18 protein-coding genes are annotated in these 17,561 nt (G+C 72.2%); 7 read left to right on the top strand and 11 right to left on the bottom strand.

Annotation, left to right across the window (positions count from 1 at the left end):
• Window positions 1–46: 46 nt before the first annotated feature.
• Complete coding sequence (locus ACFZAT_RS20140; protein WP_391265571.1) at window positions 47–583, top strand: GtrA family protein; 537 nt, start codon at window positions 47–49, stop codon at window positions 581–583.
• Window positions 584–637: 54 nt separating this feature from the next.
• Here the strand turns inward: ACFZAT_RS20140 and ACFZAT_RS20135 are convergent, their stop codons facing one another.
• Together ACFZAT_RS20135 and ACFZAT_RS20130 are read right to left on the bottom strand one after the other, a co-directional pair.
• A complete protein-coding gene (locus ACFZAT_RS20135) occupies window positions 638–1,903 on the bottom strand; it encodes an ATP-binding protein (protein WP_391265569.1) in 1,266 nt (421 codons plus the stop codon).
• A gap of 54 nt (window positions 1,904–1,957) precedes the next feature.
• Window positions 1,958–2,635: a response regulator transcription factor gene (locus tag ACFZAT_RS20130; RefSeq protein ID WP_018104033.1), complete on the bottom strand. Its 678-nt coding sequence runs from the start codon at window positions 2,633–2,635 to the stop codon at window positions 1,958–1,960.
• 425 nt (window positions 2,636–3,060) lie between these two features.
• On the opposite strand from ACFZAT_RS20130, the gene ACFZAT_RS20125 reads away from it, so the two are divergent.
• Window positions 3,061–4,557, top strand: coding sequence for an oligopeptide:H+ symporter (locus ACFZAT_RS20125; RefSeq protein WP_391265568.1), 1,497 nt, complete (start codon window positions 3,061–3,063; stop codon window positions 4,555–4,557).
• A 90-nt stretch (window positions 4,558–4,647) separates the two neighbouring features.
• Here the strand turns inward: ACFZAT_RS20125 and ACFZAT_RS20120 are convergent, their stop codons facing one another.
• Together ACFZAT_RS20120 and ACFZAT_RS20115 are read right to left on the bottom strand one after the other, a co-directional pair.
• Complete coding sequence (locus ACFZAT_RS20120) at window positions 4,648–5,157, bottom strand: ATP-binding protein (RefSeq protein WP_391265567.1); 510 nt, start codon at window positions 5,155–5,157, stop codon at window positions 4,648–4,650.
• Window positions 5,158–5,413: 256 nt separating this feature from the next.
• Window positions 5,414–5,782, bottom strand: coding sequence for an anti-sigma factor antagonist (locus ACFZAT_RS20115; protein WP_391265566.1), 369 nt, complete (start codon window positions 5,780–5,782; stop codon window positions 5,414–5,416).
• Between the two features lie 287 nt (window positions 5,783–6,069).
• Between ACFZAT_RS20115 and ACFZAT_RS20110 the strand changes: the two genes are divergently transcribed.
• Window positions 6,070–6,966, top strand: coding sequence for a SigB/SigF/SigG family RNA polymerase sigma factor (locus ACFZAT_RS20110; protein ID WP_391265565.1), 897 nt, complete (start codon window positions 6,070–6,072; stop codon window positions 6,964–6,966).
• An 88-nt stretch (window positions 6,967–7,054) separates the two neighbouring features.
• On the opposite strand, the gene hutI is transcribed toward ACFZAT_RS20110, so the two are convergent.
• The 4 genes from hutI to hutU form a co-directional block, all read right to left on the bottom strand.
• Window positions 7,055–8,227, bottom strand: coding sequence for an imidazolonepropionase (gene hutI / locus ACFZAT_RS20105; protein WP_391265564.1), 1,173 nt, complete (start codon window positions 8,225–8,227; stop codon window positions 7,055–7,057).
• 71 nt (window positions 8,228–8,298) lie between these two features.
• Window positions 8,299–9,684, bottom strand: a complete 1,386-nt coding sequence (locus ACFZAT_RS20100; protein ID WP_391265563.1) for a formimidoylglutamate deiminase — start codon at window positions 9,682–9,684, stop codon at window positions 8,299–8,301.
• On the bottom strand, window positions 9,675–10,937 hold the full coding sequence (locus ACFZAT_RS20095; protein ID WP_391265562.1) for an allantoate amidohydrolase: 1,263 nt from the start codon (window positions 10,935–10,937) through the stop codon (window positions 9,675–9,677). Before ACFZAT_RS20095 ends, ACFZAT_RS20100 begins: the two co-directional genes overlap by 10 nt.
• A 62-nt stretch (window positions 10,938–10,999) precedes the next feature.
• Complete coding sequence (hutU, locus tag ACFZAT_RS20090) at window positions 11,000–12,661, bottom strand: urocanate hydratase (protein WP_391265561.1); 1,662 nt, start codon at window positions 12,659–12,661, stop codon at window positions 11,000–11,002.
• Window positions 12,662–12,895: 234 nt separating this feature from the next.
• Between hutU and ACFZAT_RS20085 the strand changes: the two genes are divergently transcribed.
• The 4 genes from ACFZAT_RS20085 to ACFZAT_RS20070 all read left to right on the top strand — a co-directional run bounded on the left by ACFZAT_RS20085 (window position 12,896) and on the right by ACFZAT_RS20070 (window position 15,058).
• On the top strand, window positions 12,896–13,303 hold the full coding sequence (locus tag ACFZAT_RS20085) for a hypothetical protein (protein ID WP_391265560.1): 408 nt from the start codon (window positions 12,896–12,898) through the stop codon (window positions 13,301–13,303).
• A complete protein-coding gene (locus tag ACFZAT_RS20080; RefSeq protein ID WP_391265559.1) occupies window positions 13,300–14,088 on the top strand; it encodes a transcriptional regulator in 789 nt (262 codons plus the stop codon). The genes ACFZAT_RS20085 and ACFZAT_RS20080 overlap by 4 nt, the downstream gene beginning before the upstream one ends.
• Window positions 14,089–14,126: 38 nt before the next feature.
• Window positions 14,127–14,582, top strand: a complete 456-nt coding sequence (locus ACFZAT_RS20075; RefSeq protein WP_391265558.1) for a roadblock/LC7 domain-containing protein — start codon at window positions 14,127–14,129, stop codon at window positions 14,580–14,582.
• Window positions 14,583–14,683: 101 nt separating this feature from the next.
• Window positions 14,684–15,058, top strand: a complete 375-nt coding sequence (locus ACFZAT_RS20070; protein ID WP_391265557.1) for a hypothetical protein — start codon at window positions 14,684–14,686, stop codon at window positions 15,056–15,058.
• Between the two features lie 51 nt (window positions 15,059–15,109).
• Here ACFZAT_RS20070 and ACFZAT_RS20065 read toward each other — a convergent pair whose 3' ends face one another.
• From ACFZAT_RS20065 to ACFZAT_RS20055, 3 genes are all read right to left on the bottom strand, one after another.
• Window positions 15,110–15,955, bottom strand: a complete 846-nt coding sequence (locus ACFZAT_RS20065) for a MurR/RpiR family transcriptional regulator (protein ID WP_391265556.1) — start codon at window positions 15,953–15,955, stop codon at window positions 15,110–15,112.
• A 104-nt stretch (window positions 15,956–16,059) separates the two neighbouring features.
• Window positions 16,060–16,746, bottom strand: coding sequence for a hypothetical protein (locus tag ACFZAT_RS20060; RefSeq protein WP_391265555.1), 687 nt, complete (start codon window positions 16,744–16,746; stop codon window positions 16,060–16,062).
• The gene (locus tag ACFZAT_RS20055; RefSeq protein WP_391265554.1) at window positions 16,739–17,329 is read right to left on the bottom strand and encodes a SigE family RNA polymerase sigma factor; all 591 of its coding nucleotides are present in this window, start codon (window positions 17,327–17,329) and stop codon (window positions 16,739–16,741) included. Before ACFZAT_RS20055 ends, ACFZAT_RS20060 begins: the two co-directional genes overlap by 8 nt.
• Window positions 17,330–17,561: the final 232 nt, after the last annotated feature.

Here is a 17,561-nt window from a genome sequence, read left to right as displayed (position 1 = left end):
GTTGACGGAACACGGAGCGGGACCTACGGACGGACTGAGCGATCACATGAGCGAGCGAGGCGCACTGCGGGCCCGGCTGGAGCTGCTGGCCCGGGAGGTCGCCAAGTTCGGCGTGGTCGGCGCGGTCGGCCTGGTCGTGAACATCGCCGTGTCCAACCTGCTGTGGCGGTACACCGACATCCCGACCGTACGGGCCGGACTGCTCGCCACGTTCGTCGCGATCCTCTGCAATTACGTGGGCTTCCGCTACTGGACGTACCGCGACCGCGACAAGACCGGCCGCACCCGTGAGCTGACGCTGTTCCTGCTGTTCAGCGCGGTAGGCGCGGTGATCGAGACCGGTGTGCTGTACGTGGCGACGTACGGGTTCGGCTGGGACACCCCGGTCCAGAGCAACGTCTTCAAGATCGTCGGGATCGGCGTCGCGACGCTGTTCCGCTTCTGGTCGTACCGGACGTGGGTCTTCAAGGCTCTGCCCGCGCCTTCGGAGGGCGTTGCCGACAAAGGGGGCCTTGTGACGGTGCCGGCGCCCGCGGTGCGGGTGCCCGCGGTGCGGGACGAGGCGGACTCGGCTCGCCGGTAGGCCCGGGGCGTCCGGGCAGGCGCTTCGTCCTCAGTCGCCGGACGGGCTCGACCCTCACCGCACCGGGCGTTCCGGTTCTTCCCGTGGCTGGGCCATGCGGCTCAGGAAGAGGGCGAAGACCGGGGGCTGCTGCTGGAGGAGTTCCAGGCGGCCGCCGTCCGCCTCGGCGAGGTCGCGGGCGACCGCGAGGCCGATGCCCGTGGAGTTGCGGCCGCTGATGGTCCGCTCGAAGATCCGGGCGCCCAGGTCCGCCGGGACGCCGGGGCCCTCGTCCGTGACCTCGATGACCGCCTGGTTGCCGGTGACCCTCGTGCGCAGCGCGACCGTACCGCCGCCGTGCATCAGGGAGTTCTCGATCAGCGCGGCCAGGACCTGGGCGACCGCGCCCGGGGTGCCGACGGCACTCAGTCCCTGCTTGCCGGAGCAGACGATGGCGCGCCCCTCGCCCCGGTAGGCCGGGCGCCACTCCTCGATCTGCTGCTTGACGACCTCGTCCAGGTCGAAGACGACCGCCGATCCGGTCCGGGGGTCCCGGGCATTGGTCAGCAGCCGCTCCACCACGTCCGTGAGCCGTTCGACCTGGGCGAGTGCGATGTGCGCTTCCTCCTTCACGGTCTCCGGGTCGTCGGTCAGCGAGATCTCCTCGATCCGCATGGACAGGGCCGTGAGCGGCGTACGCAGCTGATGGGAGGCGTCCGCGGCGAGCCGGCGTTCGGCGGTGAGCATCCGGGCGATCCGCTCGGCGGAGGAGTCCAGGACATCGGCGACACGGTCCAGCTCGGGCACTCCGTACCGCTTGTGGCGCGGGCGGGGGTCGCCGGAGCCCAGGCGTTCGGCGGTCTCCGCGAGGTCGGTGAGCGGCGAGGCCAGCTTGTCGGCCTGGCGTACGGCGAGCAGGACTGCGGAGACGATGGCCAGCAGCGCCACCGCGCCGATGATCATCAGAGTGCGGCCGACCTCGCGGGTGACGGCGGAGCGGGACTCCTCGACGGTGACCGTCTCGCCGTGCTCGCCCGTCTCCGTGGCGGTGATCACACTGCCGTCGGGGCGCCGGCCGACCTCGATGGGGGCGCGGCCGGGCATCTTCACCAGGGCATAGCGCTTGTCGTCGATCTGCTCGGCCAGCACCGAGGGGTTGATCCGCTCGGAGCCCAGGAGCCGGCTCTCGATGACGCTGATCAGCCGCAGCGCCTCGGAGTCGACGCTCTCCTGGGCGCTGCTGCTGATGGTGCGGGTCTCGACGATGACGAGGGAGACGCCGAAGACGGCGATCACCACGAGCACGACGGCGAGGGTCGAGTTGATCAGTCGTCGGCGCATGCCCGCTTCTGTACGTCGGTCGGCTCGGGTCGGACAGCAGGGACGCTACAGCCCCTAGCTCTTCTCGAAGCGGAAGCCGACGCCCCGGACCGTGGCGATGTAGCGCGGGTTCGCCGCGTCGTCGCCGAGCTTCTTGCGGAGCCAGGAGATGTGCATGTCGAGCGTCTTGGTGGACGACCACCACGTGGTGTCCCAGACCTCGCGCATCAACTGGTCGCGGGTGACGACCCGGCCCGCGTCCCGGACGAGGACCCGGAGGAGGTCGAACTCCTTCGCGGTGAGCTGCAATTCCTCCTCGCCCATCCAGGCCCGGTGCGATTCCACGTCGATGCGGACGCCGTGCGTGGCGGGCTGGGGGGCGGGCTCGGTGGCGCCGCGCCGCAGCAGGGCCCGGACCCGGGCGAGGAGCTCGGCGAGGCGGAAGGGCTTGGTGACGTAATCGTCGGCGCCCGCGTCGAGCCCGACGACCGTGTCCACCTCGTCCGCGCGGGCGGTGAGGACCAGGACCGGCACGGTGTGACCCTCGGCACGCAGCCGGCGGGCGACTTCGAGGCCGTCCATCCCGGGCAGCCCCAGGTCGAGCACGACCAGGTCGATGCCGCCCTGGAGTCCGGCGTCGAGCGCGGTCGGTCCGTCTTCCCGCACCTCGACCTCGTAACCCTCCCGCCGCAGGGCGCGGGCCAGCGGCTCCGAGATGGATGCGTCGTCCTCGGCGAGCAGTACACGGGTCATGCACTGATGGTAGTCCGCGCGGTGGACAGCTAGGGAGGCGATCCGAGAGCCCTGCGGGACTGGGCGCCGTTACCGGTAGGACCTTCGAATATGCGAGTGTGGTTGCGCCTGGACCTGTGATCCATGTCTCAAGTCCTTTCATATCGGGCGCTGTCGTGTCGTATGGTGTCTCAACGCCTATTGCACTACTCAAGGACCTTTGGGCAGCTATGAGCGCCAAGGGTCTCTTTTGTGTGCGGGGCCGGTACCCGCCGGCCCGGAAGTTTCAGTGAATGACCTGCGGGCCGGGCCCGGACCGCCGATGAAGGCGCTCCGGGTGTGGATCCCGTCGCGGAAGGGCGTACCCGTGGCGGTGCCGGCCTCCCCCCACCGGGCGCGTACCCGCTTCGTCGAGGCGCCGCGTCCCGAGCACACAAGGATCGATCATGGCGTCCAGCCTGACGAAGGACCCGTCGAGCACCGCTGGTGGCGAGAAGACCTTCTTCGGCCACCCCCGGGGCCTGGCCACGCTCTTCATGACCGAGATGTGGGAGCGATACAGCTTCTACGGCATGAAGGCACTGCTCCCGCTGTACCTGATCGCGCCCGGCGGCATGCACATGAACGCCACCACGGCGACCGCGATCTACTCGGTCTACATGGCGATGGTCTACCTGCTGGCCATGCCCGGCGGCTGGATGGCCGACCGCTTCTGGGGGCCGCGCAAGACGGTCGCCATCGGCGGCGCCGTCGTCATCCTCGGCCACATCACGCTCGCCGTGCCGAACTCGGTGACCTTCTTCGCGGGCCTGGTGCTCGTGGCGCTCGGTTCCGGGCTGCTGAAGGCCAACATCTCCACGATGGTCGGCCACCTCTACGACGGCCCGGAGGACCCGCGCCGCGACGGAGGCTTCACGCTCTTCTACATCGGCATCAACGTGGGCGCCTTCCTCGCCCCGCTGTCGATCGGCACCGTCGGCGAGAACGTCAACTGGCACTTCGGCTTCGCGCTCGCGGCGCTCGGCATGGCCCTGGGCCTCGCCCAGTTCATGCTCGGCACCCGCCACCTGAGCCCGCAGAGCGACGTCGTGTCGACGCCCGCCACCGAGCAGGAGAAGCAGTCCGCCCTGCGCAAGGGCCTGATCTGGCTGATCGTCGCGGCCGTCGTCTACGGCCTGATGGCCGTCACCGGCAACTTCGCCGACTGGTCCACGGTGCCGCTGAGCATCGCCGGCCTGGTCATCCCGGTCGCGGTCCTGGCGCGCATGCGGCGCGACAAGGAGCTGACGGCGACCGAGCAGTCCAAGCTGTCGGGCTACATCTGGTTCTTCGTGGTCGCCGCCGTCTTCTGGATGATCTACGACCAGAACGGCTCGACCCTGTCGATCTTCGGTGAGAACTCGACCACGAACCACCTGCTGGGCTTCGACTTCCCGACGTCCTGGTACCAGTCGCTGAACCCGATCTTCATCATGGCGATCGCCCCCGTGGTCGCCTCGGGCTGGCTGTGGCTGAACAAGCGCGGCAAGGAGCCGAGCACCGCCGTCAAGTTCGCCTCCAGCCTCGTGCTGATCGGCATCTCCTTCGCGGTCTTCCTGATCCCGCTGATCGACACCGCCGCCAACGGGGGCAAGGTCAGCCCGATGTGGCTGGTGGCGATCTACTTCATCCAGACCGTCGCGGAGCTGTGCCTCTCGCCGGTCGGCCTGTCGGTCACCACGAAGATGGCCCCGGCGAAGTACAGCTCGCAGATGATGGGCGTGTGGTTCCTCGCCGTGACCGCCGGCGACTCGCTGACCGGGCTGCTCACGGCCCCGCCCGTCGGCGTCGACCTGAACACCACGGGGTCCGTCGTCTTCGAGGTGATCCTCGCCCTCATCGCCGGTGTGGGCATCTGGATGTATCGCAAGAAGGTCGCCCAGCACATGGGCGACGTGCACTGATTCCGTATCCCGTACGGAAAACGGGAAGGGGCCCCGCACCGATTCGCCGGTGCGGGGCCCCTTCCGTACGCCTCGGGCCTCGGGACGCCGTTACGCCGGAGCGGCCAGCTCCGCCCATACGGTCTTGCCGGGCTCGCCCGGCACCCGTTCGACTCCCCAGTCCAGGCAGAGCCGCTGCACGATGAACATGCCGTGGCCGCCGGGCCGCCCGGCCCGGTGCGGGGTGCGGGGCTGGGGCTGGCCCGCACCGCTGTCGGCGACCTCCACGCGGAGCGCCTTGGCGCTGCGGGCGATCCTGAGCTCGTCGGGGCCGCCCGCGTGCAGGCACGCGTTGGTGACCAGCTCGGAGACGACCAGCAGGACGTCCTCCGCGGCGGCGCGGCGGTCTGCGCCGTCCGCGGGGAGCCAGCCCCAGTCGCGGAGCGCCTCGCGGGCGAAATCACGGGCCGTCGGCACGATGCCGGTGGCCTCCCGCAACGACAGCGTGCGCCACTGCCGCTCGGCGGCCTCGGCGGGCCGGACGGGCTCGGCGGAGGAAACGCCCGCGCCCTCCGGCTCGCGGCCGAGGTCGCCCGGCGGATGCTGCCGGGTGGTGCTCATCAGCGCTTCACCTCACCGATTCACCATGTCGCCATTGGACAGATAAGAATCATTGAACAGTTACGACTACACATACCGACGCGCATACCGATACGGACACTGATACAGGAACCGCACAGGCACTGAGGGCCAGGCCGCCCGGGCTCGCCGGAAGATCTCCTGCCCGGCCGAACCGCGACGACACCCCTCAGCGCTTCGCGGATCGCGTAACTCACACGACGGACGAGGCCGCCGGGGGTCACCGGGCGCGGCCCGGTCAGGTCTCCAGGGCCTCGTCGAGGGACGCGTGGACGGTGAATACCGCCTCGGCCCCCGTGATCTCGAAGACCCGCGCCACCACGGGCTGCATCGCGGCCAAATGAACCCCTCCCCCGGCTGCCTCCGCCTTGAGGCGGGCACCGAGCAGCACGTTCAGCCCGGTGGAATCACAGAAGTCGAGTCGCGAGCAGTCGACCACCAGGCGCGCACGCCCCTGGTCGACCGCGCTCTCCAGCGGCTCGCGCAGCAGATCCGCCGTGTGGTGATCGAGCTCACCCACGGGCGTCACCACCTCGCTGCGCCCCTCGGTCCGGACCTCGACCTGAAGCCGACCCCGGTTCGCACTGCCGACCGTCCCGCGGTCCATGCCCGTCCCTCTTCACCGCTCGTCACTGTCCGCATCACCGCACGTGCGGATGCGTGTCCAGCTGTCACTGATGTTCTCGGAACAGTACGCGTTCCCTGCGCCACGGGGAAGCCAGAGACCTCAACAAAGCGGACATAAAGGGGTATTTGGAGGTTGTACCGAGTCAGGGGGAGCGGGTAAGGGTAGGGGGACCCCAAAAAACGCGACCGGCTTCGGAGGCGCCGCTTCACCGCAGGAACACGTATGGGCATCGGCAGCCATATGCCGAGAACGATGGAGGAGACCACATGTCACCCCGGCTCGACGTACCGCGTACCCCCAACGCGCCGTCGGCATGTCCCCAGGGACAGACCGAATCACACACCGAAGCGCTCGACGGACTCGAAGGACTTCCCGAGATCCCGCCCTACACCGAGGTGGGGGCTGTGGACGCCAGGGCCCTGTCGAAGACGCTCTTCACCCGGCTGGAGACCCTCGAAGAGGGCACGCCGGAGTACTCCTACGTACGCAACACCCTCGTCGAGCTGAACCTGGCCCTGGTCAAGTTCGCCGCGTCCCGCTTCCGCTCCCGCAGCGAGCCGATGGAGGACATCGTCCAGGTCGGCACGATCGGCCTGATCAAGGCGATCGACCGCTTCGAGCTCAGCCGGGGCGTCGAGTTCCCGACCTTCGCGATGCCGACCATCGTCGGCGAGATCAAGCGTTTCTTCCGCGACACCAGCTGGTTCGTGCGCGTCCCGCGCCGCCTGCAGGAGCTGCGGCTCGACCTGGCCAAGGCGGGCGACGAGCTCGCCCAGCAGCTCGACCGGGCGCCCACCGTGGGCGAGCTCGCCGACCGCCTCGGCCTCACCCGTGACGAGGTCGTGGAGGGCATGGCCGCGAGCAACGCGTACACCGCGAGCTCGCTCGACGCCAAGCCCGAGGAGGACGAGCACGAGGGCGCGCTGGCCGACCGGATCGGCTACGAGGACCACGGACTCGAAGGCATCGAGTACGTCGAGTCCCTGAAGCCGCTCATCGCCTCGCTGCCGGGCCGCGACCGCCAGATCCTCTCGCTCCGGTTCGTCGCCAACATGACGCAGTCGGAGATCGGCGAGGAGCTGGGCATCTCCCAGATGCACGTGTCGAGACTGCTCTCGCGCACCCTGGTCAAGCTCCGCAAGGGTCTGACGCTGGACGAGTGAGCCGTCTCCCGCGCCCGGTGCGCGGACAGCCGGAAAGGACCTGCCCCCGACGGGGCAGGTCCTTCCGCGTTCCGGGGCGCCGCCCGGCTCAGACCACGCGTGCGCCCGCCCGCCACACCTCGTGGACGAGGGGCACGCCCGGCCGGTACGCGAGGTGGACGTGGCTGGGCGCGTCCAGGATCACCAGGTCGGCGCGGGCGCCCGGGGCGAGGCGGCCGACGTCCTCGCGCCGCAGGGCCGCCGCACCGCCCGCCGTGGCGGCCCAGAGGGCCTCGTCCGGCGTCATGCCCATGTCCCGTACGGCGAGGGCGATGCAGAACGGCAGGGACGAGGTGAACGAGGAGCCCGGGTTGCAGTCCGTGGACAGGGCGACGGTGGCGCCCGCGTCGAGCAGCCGGCGGGCGTCCGGCCAGGGGGCGCGGGTGGAGAACTCGGCGCCGGGCAGCAGCGTCGCGACGGTGTCCGACTGGGCGAGGGCGTCGACGTCCGCGTCGGTGAGGTGGGTGCAGTGGTCGGCGGACGCGGCGTCCAGCTCCACGGCCAGCTGGACGCCGGGGCCGTGGCCGAGCTGGTTGGCGTGGACCCGGGGGTGCAGGCCCCGGGCGCGGCCGGCGGTGAGGATCGCCCGCGCCTGGTCGCCGTCGAAGGCACCGCGCTCGCAGAAGACGTCGATCCAGCGGGCGTACGGGGCGCAGGCGTCGAGCATCGGTCCGGTGACCAGGTCCACGTATCCGGCGGGGTCGTCGGCGTAGTCCGGGGAGACGATGTGCGCGCCGAGGAAGGTGACCTCGTCGGTGTGGCGGGCGGCGACGCGCAGGGCGCGGGCCTCGTCCTCGACGGTGAGGCCGTAGCCGGACTTGGTCTCGAAGGTGGTGGTGCCCTGACGCAGCGCCTCGGCGAGGTAGCGGGCGACGTTGGCGGAGAGCTGTTCGTCGGTGGCGGCGCGGGTGGCGGCGACGGTGGTGCGGATGCCGCCCGCGCTGTAGGCCCGGCCGGACATCCGGGCGTTGAACTCCTGGGTGCGGTCGCCCGCGAAGACCAGGTGCGAGTGCGAGTCCACGAAGCCGGGGAAGACGGCCCGGCCGCCCGCGTCGACGGCGTTGTCGGTGGCGGGTGCTTTGCTGGACGCACCGGTCCAGACGACGCGGTCGCCCTCGATGACGACGGCGGCGTCCTGGATCAGTCCGAGGGGGGACTCGTCACCGAGGGAGGGGTCGTTGGTGACCAGTGCGGAGATGTGGGTGATGGCGGTCGTCGTCATCGGGGGGCTGCTCTCCTTGCGTGGGAGCCGGGGGGTGGCCGCCGGGTGGCCGCCAGGGGGTGTCCTGCCGCTCAGGGCCGCAGCGCGCCGATGGCCTGGGACAGTGCGTGCGGGACGTCGTCCACCAGCGTGTGCCGTCCGTCGCGTACGAGGTGGCGCCCCGCCACCACGGTGTGGCGGACGTCCGCTGCGGAGGCGGCGAATACGGCGGTCTCCGCTGCCAGTCGTGGCACCGGTCCCGCCGTCCTGACGGAGTCGAGCGCGATGGTCACCAGGTCGGCGGGGGCGCCCGGTTCGAGGACGCCCGCGTCCGGCCGGCCGAGCGCGGCGTGGCCGTCGGCGGAGGCGGCGCGCAGCAGGGCGGCGGCCGTCCAGTGGCCGCGCCTGCGGGTGCGCAGGCGCTCGTTGAGCTCCATCGCGCGGGCCTCCTCGAAGAGGTCGATCACCGCGTGGCTGTCGCTGCCGAGCGAGAGCGGGGAGCCGGCGTCCTGGAGGGCGGCCGCGGGGCCGATGCCGTCGGCGAGGTCCCGTTCGGTGGTCGGGCACATGCAGGTGCCGGTGCCCGTCGAGCCGATGAGGGCGATGTCCTCGTCGGTGAGGTGGGTGTTGTGGACGCCGGTGGTACGGAGTCCGAGGACGCCGTGGTCGGCGAGGAGCCTGGCCGGGGTGCGTCCGTGGGCGGCGAGGCAGGCGTCGTTCTCGCCGGTCTGCTCGGAGAGGTGGACGTGCAGGGGGGCCTGCCGCTCCTCGGCCCAGCGGGCGACGGTGGAGAGCTGCCCGGCCGGGACCGCCCGCACGGAGTGGACGGCGGCGCCGATGACCGTGTGGTCGTCGCCCTTGAGGAGGGCGGCGCGTTCGGCCCAGGCGTCGGCGGTCCCGTCGCTGAAGCGCGCCTGGTGGCGGTCGGGTTCGCGGTAGTCGTCGGGCCCGGAGCCGAATCCGGCGGAGAGGTAGGCGGTGTCGAGCAGGGTGATCCGGATGCCGGCCGCGCGGGCAGCCGCGATCAGGGCCTCGCCCATGGCGTTGGGGTTGTCGTAGGGCGTGCCGCCCGGCGCGTGGTGCAGATAGTGGAATTCGCCGACCGCCGTCACGCCGGCGAGGGCCATCTCCGCGTACACGGCACGGGCGAGCGCGTAATAGCTGTCGGGCGTGAGCCGGGACGCCACCTGGTACATGGTCTCGCGCCAGGTCCAGAAGGTGCCCGAGCCGACCTGGACCGTGGAGCGCAGGGCGCGGTGGAAGGCGTGCGAGTGGGTGTTGGCCAGGCCGGGCAGGGTGAGCCCGCGCAGCGCGGTGGCGCCGGGCGGGGCCGCGTCCACTCCGGTGCGTACGCGGGCGATGCGCCCGTCGGACACGTCCAGGGCGACGTCCGGCTCGACATGGGTGCCGAGCCAGGCGTGGGACAGCCAGTACGTCTCGGTGACGGGTGTGCCCGTCGCCTCCGTCGTCAGCGGCACGCGAGACCTTCCAGTACGTCGGCGAGTGCGGTGACCCCGGCCACGCAGTCGTCCTCGGCGGCGTGTTCGGCCGGCGAGTGCGAGATCCCGGTCGGGTTCCGTACGAACAGCATGGCGGTCGGGACCGAAGCGGACAAAATACCCGCGTCGTGTCCGGCGCCGGTGCCGAGCACGGGGACCGGGCGGCCGGTGCCGCGGGCGGAGCCCTTGAGCAGGGTGGACAGCTCGTCGCGCAGGGCGTGCCCGAACTCGACCACGGGCGTGAACGACTCGCGGACGACGTCGAGGTCGATGCCGGCCCGCTCCGCGTGCTCCCGGGCGGCGCGCTCGACGGCGGCGACGACCGTGTCCAGGGTGTCCTGGTCGGCGGCGCGCGAGTCGAGCCAGCCGCGCACGAGGGACGGGATCGCGTTGACCCCGTTGGGCTCCACGGCGACCTTGCCGAAGGTGGCGAGGGCGCCCGCGAGTTCCGCCTCCCGCCGGGCGGCGATGACGGTCTCGGCGTACGTGAGCATCGGGTCCCGGCGGTCGGCGAGCCGGGTGGTGCCCGCGTGGTTGGCCTCGCCCCGGAAGTCGAACCGCCAGCGCCCGTGCGGCCAGATCGCGGAGGCGATGCCGACGGGGTCGCCGGTGAGGTCGAGGGCGCGGCCCTGCTCGACGTGGAGCTCCACGAACGCGCCGACGCGGGCGAGCCGTTCGGGGTCGGGGCCGATGGCGTCGGGGTCGTACCCGGCGGCGGCCATGGCCTGCGGGAGGGTGACGCCGTCCGCGTCGCGCAGCCGGTGCGCGGCCTCGGCGGTCAGCTGCCCGGCGGCGAGCCGGGAGCCGACGCAGGCGAGGCCGAACCGGGCGCCCTCCTCGTCACCGAAGTTGGTGATGGCCAGCGGCTTGGTGAACTCCACTCCCCTGCGGCGGAGTTCATCGAGCGCGGCGAACGAGGAGACGACGCCGAGCGGGCCGTCGAAGGCGCCGCCGTCGGGGACGGAGTCGAGGTGCGACCCGGTGACGACGGCGTCCCCGGCGAGCGGGTCGCCGAGCCACGCCCACTGGTTGCCGTTCCGGTCGGTCTCGACGGCCAGCCCCCGCGCCTCGGCCTGCGCCCGGAACCAGTCCCGGCAATCGGCATCGGCTCCGGTCCACGCGTACCGCCGGTATCCCCCGCTGCCGGTGTGCCGCCCGATGGGCGCAAGCTCGGCCCACATGGCCTGGAAGGATGCCTGTGGTGGGCAGGCGTTCCGCAGGGCGGAACGCATGGGCGCAACGGAACCCGCACCCCGGGAAGGCCCCGCACCGCCCTCCGGCGCATCCGGGCCGGTCACGCGTCGCCCTCCCGCATAGGCACCCGCACACCCTTGTCCGAAGCCACCGCGTCCGCGATGTCGTACCCGGCGACCACGTGCCGGATCACCCCCATGCCCGGGTCGTTCGTCAGGACCCGCCGGATCTTCTCGCCGGCCAGCGGCGTGCCGTCGGCGACGGTCACCTGTCCGGCGTGGATGGACCGGCCCATGCCGACGCCGCCGCCGTGGTGGAGGGAGACCCAGGACGCGCCGGACGCCACGTTGACCATGGCGTTCAGCAGCGGCCAGTCGGCGATCGCGTCGGAGCCGTCGAGCATGGCCTCGGTCTCGCGGTACGGGGAGGCCACGGACCCGCAGTCCAGGTGGTCGCGCCCGATCGCCAGCGGCGCCGCGAGCTCGCCGCTCGCCACCATGTCGTTGAAGCGCTCGCCGGCCCGGTCGCGTTCGCCGTAGCCGAGCCAGCAGATGCGGGCGGGCAGGCCCTGGAAGTGGACGCGCTCGCCGGCCATCCTGATCCAGCGGTGCAGGGACTCGTTCTCCGGGAAGAGTTCGAGCAGCGCCTTGTCCGTCTTGTGGATGTCGGACGCCTCGCCGGACAGCGCGGCCCAGCGGAACGGGCCCTTCCCCTCGCAGAACAGCGGCCGGATGTAGGCGGGGACGAAGCCGGGGAAGTCGAAGGCGCGCTCGTACCCGGCGAGCTGGGCCTCGCCCCGGATCGAGTTGCCGTAGTCGAAGACCTCCGCACCGGCGTCCATGAAGCCCACCATCGCCTCGACGTGCCGGGCCATCGACTCGCGGGCGCGGCTGGTGAAGTCGGCGGGCTTCTCGGCGGCGTACGAGGCCATGTCGTCGAAGTCGACGCCGACCGGGAGGTAGGCCAGCGGGTCGTGCGCGCTGGTCTGGTCGGTGACGATGTCGATGGGGGCGCCCTCGGCGAGCATCCGGGGCAGCAGCTCCGCCGCGTTGCCGAGGAGTCCGATCGAGAGCGGACGGCGGGCGTCGCGGGCCTCGACGGCGAGCTGGAGCGCGTGCTCCGGGGAATCGGCCTTCACATCCAGGTAGCGGTGCTCGATGCGGCGCTCGATGGCGCGCGGGTCGCAGTCGACGCAGATCGCGACGCCGTCGTTCATGGTCACGGCGAGCGGCTGGGCGCCGCCCATCCCGCCGAGCCCGGCGGTCAGGGTGATCGTGCCGGCGAGCGAGCCGCCGAACTTCTTCGCGGCGACGGCGGCGAAGGTCTCGTACGTGCCCTGGAGGATGCCCTGGGTGCCGATGTAGATCCAGGAACCGGCGGTCATCTGGCCGTACATGGTGAGCCCGAGCGCCTCCAGGCGGCGGAACTCCTCCCAGTTCGCCCAGTCGCCGACCAGGTTGGAGTTGGCGATCAGGACGCGCGGCGCCCACTCGTGCGTCTGCATGACGCCGACCGGCCGCCCGGACTGGACGAGCATCGTCTCGTCCTGCTTGAGCGTGCGCAGCGTACGGACCATCGCGTCGAAGGAGCGCCAGTCACGGGCCGCCTTGCCGGTGCCGCCGTAGACGACGAGCTTGTCGGGGTGCTCGGCGACCTCGGGGTCGAGGTTGTTCTGGAGCATCCGCAGGGCGGCTTCCTGCTGCCATCCCAGGGCGGTCAGTTCCGTACCGCGCGGCGCCCGTACGGGGCGGGGTCCTGACATGGCGGTGCCTCCTCGCGACTGTGAATTTTCTATTCACATCTTGATCGGATGAATAGCTCCAGTCAACAGGCGGGGCCGCAGGGGTTCAGCGGCACGTCAGAAGCCGCGCGCGGCGGGGCATTCTCCACCAACCACCCGCATGTACCGATGGAAAATGCCAGAACCTCCACCAGGAGAGAGCACGATGCGTAACCTCAGGGTCACAGCCGAACGCCGTGTCGGAGGGGAATCCGCGTGCCCGGAATCGACGAGTGCCTGCTCGACGTCATGAGACTGCCCGGTGCCAGGGGCGCCGCCGTTGTCGACTGGACGAGCGGTCTGGCCCTCGGCACCGTCGGCGACTCGCCCAACGGCGATCACGAGGCGACGGCGGCGGAGACGGCGGAGGTGGCCCGGATGGCGGCCGAACAGCCCGCCTTCGCCCTCGGCTCGCCGGAGCCGGCCGCGGGCGGGGCGGGGAGCGCTCCCCCGGTCGAGGACGTCATCGTCACCACCGCCGCCGGGTACCACATCCTCCGGTTCGTGGAGACGGACTTCGACAGCAGCGTCTTCCTCCACCTGTGGCTGGACCGCGCCGAGGGCAACCTCGCGCTCGCCCGGATACGCCTCGGCGAGATCGCCGAGCGGCTGGTCCTCGCATGACCGCCGCCCTCGCGGACGAGGCGGCCGCCCCCGTGCTCTCCCCGATGCTCCAGCGGCTCGCCGCCGAACGGGCCACCGGAGCCCTGATGCGCGACCGGGGCACGCTGTACCTCGCCGACGGCGAGGTCGTCCACGCCGAGTCCCCGGCGACGCCCGGGATCGACGTCCTGCTGACCCGGGGCGGTGCGCTGCGCCGCGAGGGCTGGTGGGACGCGGTGGCCGAGGCGGGGGCGGGGCAGCGGGTCGGCCGGCATCTCGTGGACAGCGGCCGGGTGCCGGGCGGAGCGCTGGAGCTGTGCCATCTCGGCGCCCTGTACGACGCGGCGTTCTTCGCCCTCGCGCCGACCCGGACCCCCGCGCGCTTCCGGTACGGGGTCGCGCACTGGATCGGCACCGTGCGGCCGGTCCCGGTGGACGCCGTGCAGCGCGAGACCCTGCGGCGCCGCGAACTGCTGGACCGGATCTGGCCGGACTCCGCGGTGGACACCGCCCCGCTGCGACGGACCGGCCTGCCGTCCGACGCGCCCGTGCCGGTGGGCCGGCGCCGCGTGCTGGAGCGCGTGGACGGAGTGCGTACGGCCACCGGCATCGCGCAGGAGCTCGGCAGGTCCGCGTTCCACGTGCTGGTCGACCTGCGGCGGCTCGCGGCAGCCGGTCTGGTCGAGCCGGTCCCGTCGGCCGCCCCGGGTGCCCCGGAGCCGGGCCGGATCGCGTTTCCCGAGGTCACGGCCGACCCCGACGTCGCCCTGCTGCGCCGGCTCCGAGACGCATTGGAGGCCCTGTGATACGCGCGCTCAGACAGCGTGCCGGAAGGAGACAGCTGATGGTGCCCGAAGCCGAAGCGCAGGACGTCCTCGCCGAGCTCCAGCGGTTACGGGCACGGGTCCCGCTCCTCTCCGGCGCCCTGGCGGCCAGCACCGACGGGCTCGTCCTGGCGCACGACACCCCGGGCGTGGAGGCCGAGGGGGTCGCCGCACTCACCGCCGCCGCGCTCGGCGTCGCGATCCGGATGACCGAGGCGACCGGGCGGAAGGGCTTCCGAGAGCTCCTCGTGCGCGGCGAGACGGGCTACATCGCGACCTACGCGGCAGGCTCCCAGGCCGTCCTGACCCTGCTCGCCGAGGACCGGATCAACGTCGGCCGGCTCCATCTTGAGGGCCGCCGCGCCGGCTCCCGGATCGGCGAACTGATCGACCGCGCCCTGGCCCGGGCCCCGCAGCCGGCCCCCGCGCCCCGCGCCCCGCAGCAGCCGGGCGTCCTCCCGCAACGCCCGACCTGAGCCCACCGGCACCACGGGCACCACCGGAGCCACTGGCACCACCCCGCACCACGCAACGGAACCGGCCGCAGTGGCCGGTCAGAGAATAGGGAGCACCACTCATGGCGAACACCGAAGCGTCACTGAAGGAAGCGATGTCGTCCATCGAGGGCACCACCGGTGTCGCCCTCGTCGACTACACGAGCGGCATGGCGCTGGGCACCCTCGGCGGCGGCAAGGAGTTCAACCTGGAGGTCGCGGCGGCCGGCAACACCGACGTCGTCCGCGCCAAGCTCCGCACCATGGAGCACCTGGGCATCAAGGACGAGATCGAGGACATCCTGATCACCCTGGGCACCCAGTACCACCTGATCCGCCTCCTCAAGACCCGCGGCAACAACGGCCTGTTCCTCTACCTGGTCCTGGACGGCAGCCGCGCGAACCTGGCGATGGCCCGCCACCAGCTGAAGAGGATCGAGGCGGAGCTGGAGGTCTGACCGGGCGGCTCCGGGGGTGCGGACCGCCCGCGGCCCGCACCCCGCCCCGGGTCACTCCACGAACAGCCCCCGCGCCGCCGCCCCCGTGTCGAACTCCTCCAGGCGGGCCTGGGCGTCGGGCAGGGCGTCGCACATGGCCTCCAGGAGGACCCGGCCCAGGAGCATCGGGGCGCAGGCGGTGTCGAAGGCGAGACCGGTGCCCACGGCGGCCGGGATGAGCAGGTCGCTGTGCCGGGCCACCGGCGCGAACGCGGAGTCGGCCACCGACACCACGGTGAGCCCCCGGCCCCGCGCGTACGCCAGGGCGTCCACGACTTCGCGCGGGTGACGGGGCAGCGCGAAGCAGATCAGCGCGGTCGCCCCGGCCCGCCGGGCGGCGTCGATCCGGTCGTGCAGCATGCTGCCGCCCTCGTCGAGCACCCGCACGTCCGGATGCACCTTCGCCGCGAAGTACCCGAACCCGCGCGCCTGCGAGGACGCCGCGCGCAGCCCGAGCACCGGCAGCGGACGGGACGCGGCGAGCAGCCGGCCCGCCCGCTCGACGGGGTCCGGATCGGCGAGGAGTTCCGCCAGGTGGCGCAGGTTCTCGATCTCCCCGAGCACCGCCTGCTGGTACTCGTTGTACGTCTCGTCGCCCTCAGCCGCCTCCGCCCCCGCCGGGGCGACCTCGCGCAGGTGCTTGCGCAGCGCCGGGTAGCCGTCGAAGCCGAGCGCGACGGCGAACCGGGTGACGGAGGGCTGGCTGACCCCGGCCAGCTCGGCCAGCTCGACGCTGGAGAGGAACGGGGCGTCTCCGGCCCTGCGCACCATCGAGTGCGCGATGCGCCGCTGCGTGGGCGTGAGCCGACGCCCCTCGAACAGCTCCTGCAACCGCGCGGCCGGGCTGCTCCCGCTCATCCTGTCCCCTCGGTAGATCCGCCGCGCCGCGGCCCGGCGCCGACGAATCCATTCAGCCAGCAAGGTGTCTGCATGTCCATATGCAGCCGGGCGAGCCGGGCGGGTCAGCCGGCGGGCTGCCCCCGCAGAACCTCCTCGACCGACACCCAGGACTCCCACCGCCGGACGGTGACCCGGAGCGTCCGGCCGTCGTCCACCGTGCCGGACCACACCGCGCCGCCCTCCTCCTTCTCCCGTGCGGTCGGCGTCGCGGAGTGCAGCCCGCACCGGGTCATCGCCCCGCGCAGCGCCGTCACCTGGGACCGGGCGGTCGCGTTCGCCTCGTACGCGACGACCCGGTGCTGGGCCAGGGCGTGGTCGCTGCCCGTGTAGAACACGGAGTACCGCTGCTGGCTCGGCTCGACCGCCGGGACGAAGGAGGCGGGGCAGGCGCCGTCGAGCCCCACCTGGGGCAGCGCGTCGCTGCTCGGTCCGGTGCCCTTCGGGAGGCTCGTGCTCTCTTTCCAGTGCCAGGTCGCGTACCCCGGGAGCTCGTCGGCCGGGCGCATCACCACCACCCCGTCCACCTTGAAGGGATTGGCCGTCGTGGTGGCGACCGTCTGCCGGGCCTCGGGGCCGTCCGCCGGGAGGAGCAGGCCCCACGCCCCGGCCGCCGCCAGGACGACCGCGCCCGCCGCGCCGCCCCGGACCGCGCGGGCGCGGTTGCGTCGCCGCTGCCCCCGGGCCCGGATGTCCCCGGCGTCGGGAAGCCGTATGGCGACGTCCTCGATCAGGTCCTCGACCTCAGCCATGCCGCACCCGCCCCTTCCGCTCCGCCTCAGCCCGCCCCGCCGCCGCGGTCCGCCCCGCCGCCGCATTCCGTGTCACCTGTCGCCCCGTCACCGCAGGGGTGTCGGCCAGCCGTTCGCCGAGGATTCTGCGGGCCCGGTGCAGCCGGGTCCGTACCGCGCCGTTCGACGCCCCCGTCTCCCGGGCCACCTCCTCCACGGGCAGGCCGAGCATGTGGTGCAGCACCACCGCCTGCCGCTGGTCCCGGTTCAGCTCCTCCAGCGCGCCCATCAGCGCCACCCGGTCCTCGGAGAGACCGGGCACATCGGCGGGCACCCCGTGCCGGAAGTGCGCCCGCAATCTGCCGCGCGTCCGGCGCCAGGTGCTGATCGACAGCCGCACCGCCACAGTCCGCACCCACGGGAGCGGGTCGCCGGAGCCGGACACCTTGTCCCACCGCTGCCAGGCACGCACATACGCCTCCTGCACCGCGTCCTCCGCCTCCCCCAGATCGCCCGTCATCGCGTACACCGTGGCGACCAGGCGTTTGGCGGTCGCCGCGTAGAACGCGTCGAACGCCTCCACTTCCTCACTGCCTGCCGTCATGGCCCCCCGCCTGTCTTCTCGCCCTGCCCCGGTCCTGCTTCTGCCACAGCCTGTGTTGTGCCTCTGTCCAGTTACACGCCCGGGCGGCGGCGGATGTTACCGACGACTTTCACGAACCCCGGAACGGCCCACGAACGCCCGGGAACGGACCACGAACGCCCCGGGCGCGACCCTCGGAACGGCCCCGAAACCGGGGGGCTAGCCCCACTGCCCCGGCCGCCTCCGCTCCGTA

The organism is Streptomyces sp. NPDC008163, from assembly GCF_042956885.1.
In the GTDB taxonomy this organism is placed as follows: Bacteria; Actinomycetota; Actinomycetes; order Streptomycetales; family Streptomycetaceae; genus Streptomyces; species Streptomyces drozdowiczii_A.
Note: the sequence above shows the minus strand (reverse complement) of the source record. Positions and strands in the feature narration are given on the sequence as shown.

Bases quoted from the DNA above. Each gene is read 5' to 3' on its own strand.
- ACFZAT_RS20140 (WP_391265571.1), top strand. From the start codon at position 47: ATGAGCGAGCGAGGCGCACTGCGGGCCCGGCTGGAGCTGCTGGCCCGG.
- ACFZAT_RS20135 (WP_391265569.1), bottom strand. From the start codon at position 1,903: ATGCGCCGACGACTGATCAACTCGACCCTCGCCGTCGTGCTCGTGGTG.
- ACFZAT_RS20130 (WP_018104033.1), bottom strand. From the start codon at position 2,635: ATGACCCGTGTACTGCTCGCCGAGGACGACGCATCCATCTCGGAGCCG.
- ACFZAT_RS20125 (WP_391265568.1), top strand. From the start codon at position 3,061: ATGGCGTCCAGCCTGACGAAGGACCCGTCGAGCACCGCTGGTGGCGAG.
- ACFZAT_RS20120 (WP_391265567.1), bottom strand. From the start codon at position 5,157: ATGAGCACCACCCGGCAGCATCCGCCGGGCGACCTCGGCCGCGAGCCG.
- ACFZAT_RS20115 (WP_391265566.1), bottom strand. From the start codon at position 5,782: ATGGACCGCGGGACGGTCGGCAGTGCGAACCGGGGTCGGCTTCAGGTC.
- ACFZAT_RS20110 (WP_391265565.1), top strand. From the start codon at position 6,070: ATGTCACCCCGGCTCGACGTACCGCGTACCCCCAACGCGCCGTCGGCA.
- hutI (WP_391265564.1), bottom strand. From the start codon at position 8,227: ATGACGACGACCGCCATCACCCACATCTCCGCACTGGTCACCAACGAC.
- ACFZAT_RS20095 (WP_391265562.1), bottom strand. From the start codon at position 10,937: ATGCGTTCCGCCCTGCGGAACGCCTGCCCACCACAGGCATCCTTCCAG.
- hutU (WP_391265561.1), bottom strand. From the start codon at position 12,661: ATGTCAGGACCCCGCCCCGTACGGGCGCCGCGCGGTACGGAACTGACC.
- ACFZAT_RS20080 (WP_391265559.1), top strand. From the start codon at position 13,300: ATGACCGCCGCCCTCGCGGACGAGGCGGCCGCCCCCGTGCTCTCCCCG.
- ACFZAT_RS20075 (WP_391265558.1), top strand. From the start codon at position 14,127: ATGGTGCCCGAAGCCGAAGCGCAGGACGTCCTCGCCGAGCTCCAGCGG.
- ACFZAT_RS20070 (WP_391265557.1), top strand. From the start codon at position 14,684: ATGGCGAACACCGAAGCGTCACTGAAGGAAGCGATGTCGTCCATCGAG.
- ACFZAT_RS20065 (WP_391265556.1), bottom strand. From the start codon at position 15,955: ATGAGCGGGAGCAGCCCGGCCGCGCGGTTGCAGGAGCTGTTCGAGGGG.
- ACFZAT_RS20060 (WP_391265555.1), bottom strand. From the start codon at position 16,746: ATGGCTGAGGTCGAGGACCTGATCGAGGACGTCGCCATACGGCTTCCC.
- ACFZAT_RS20055 (WP_391265554.1), bottom strand. From the start codon at position 17,329: ATGACGGCAGGCAGTGAGGAAGTGGAGGCGTTCGACGCGTTCTACGCG.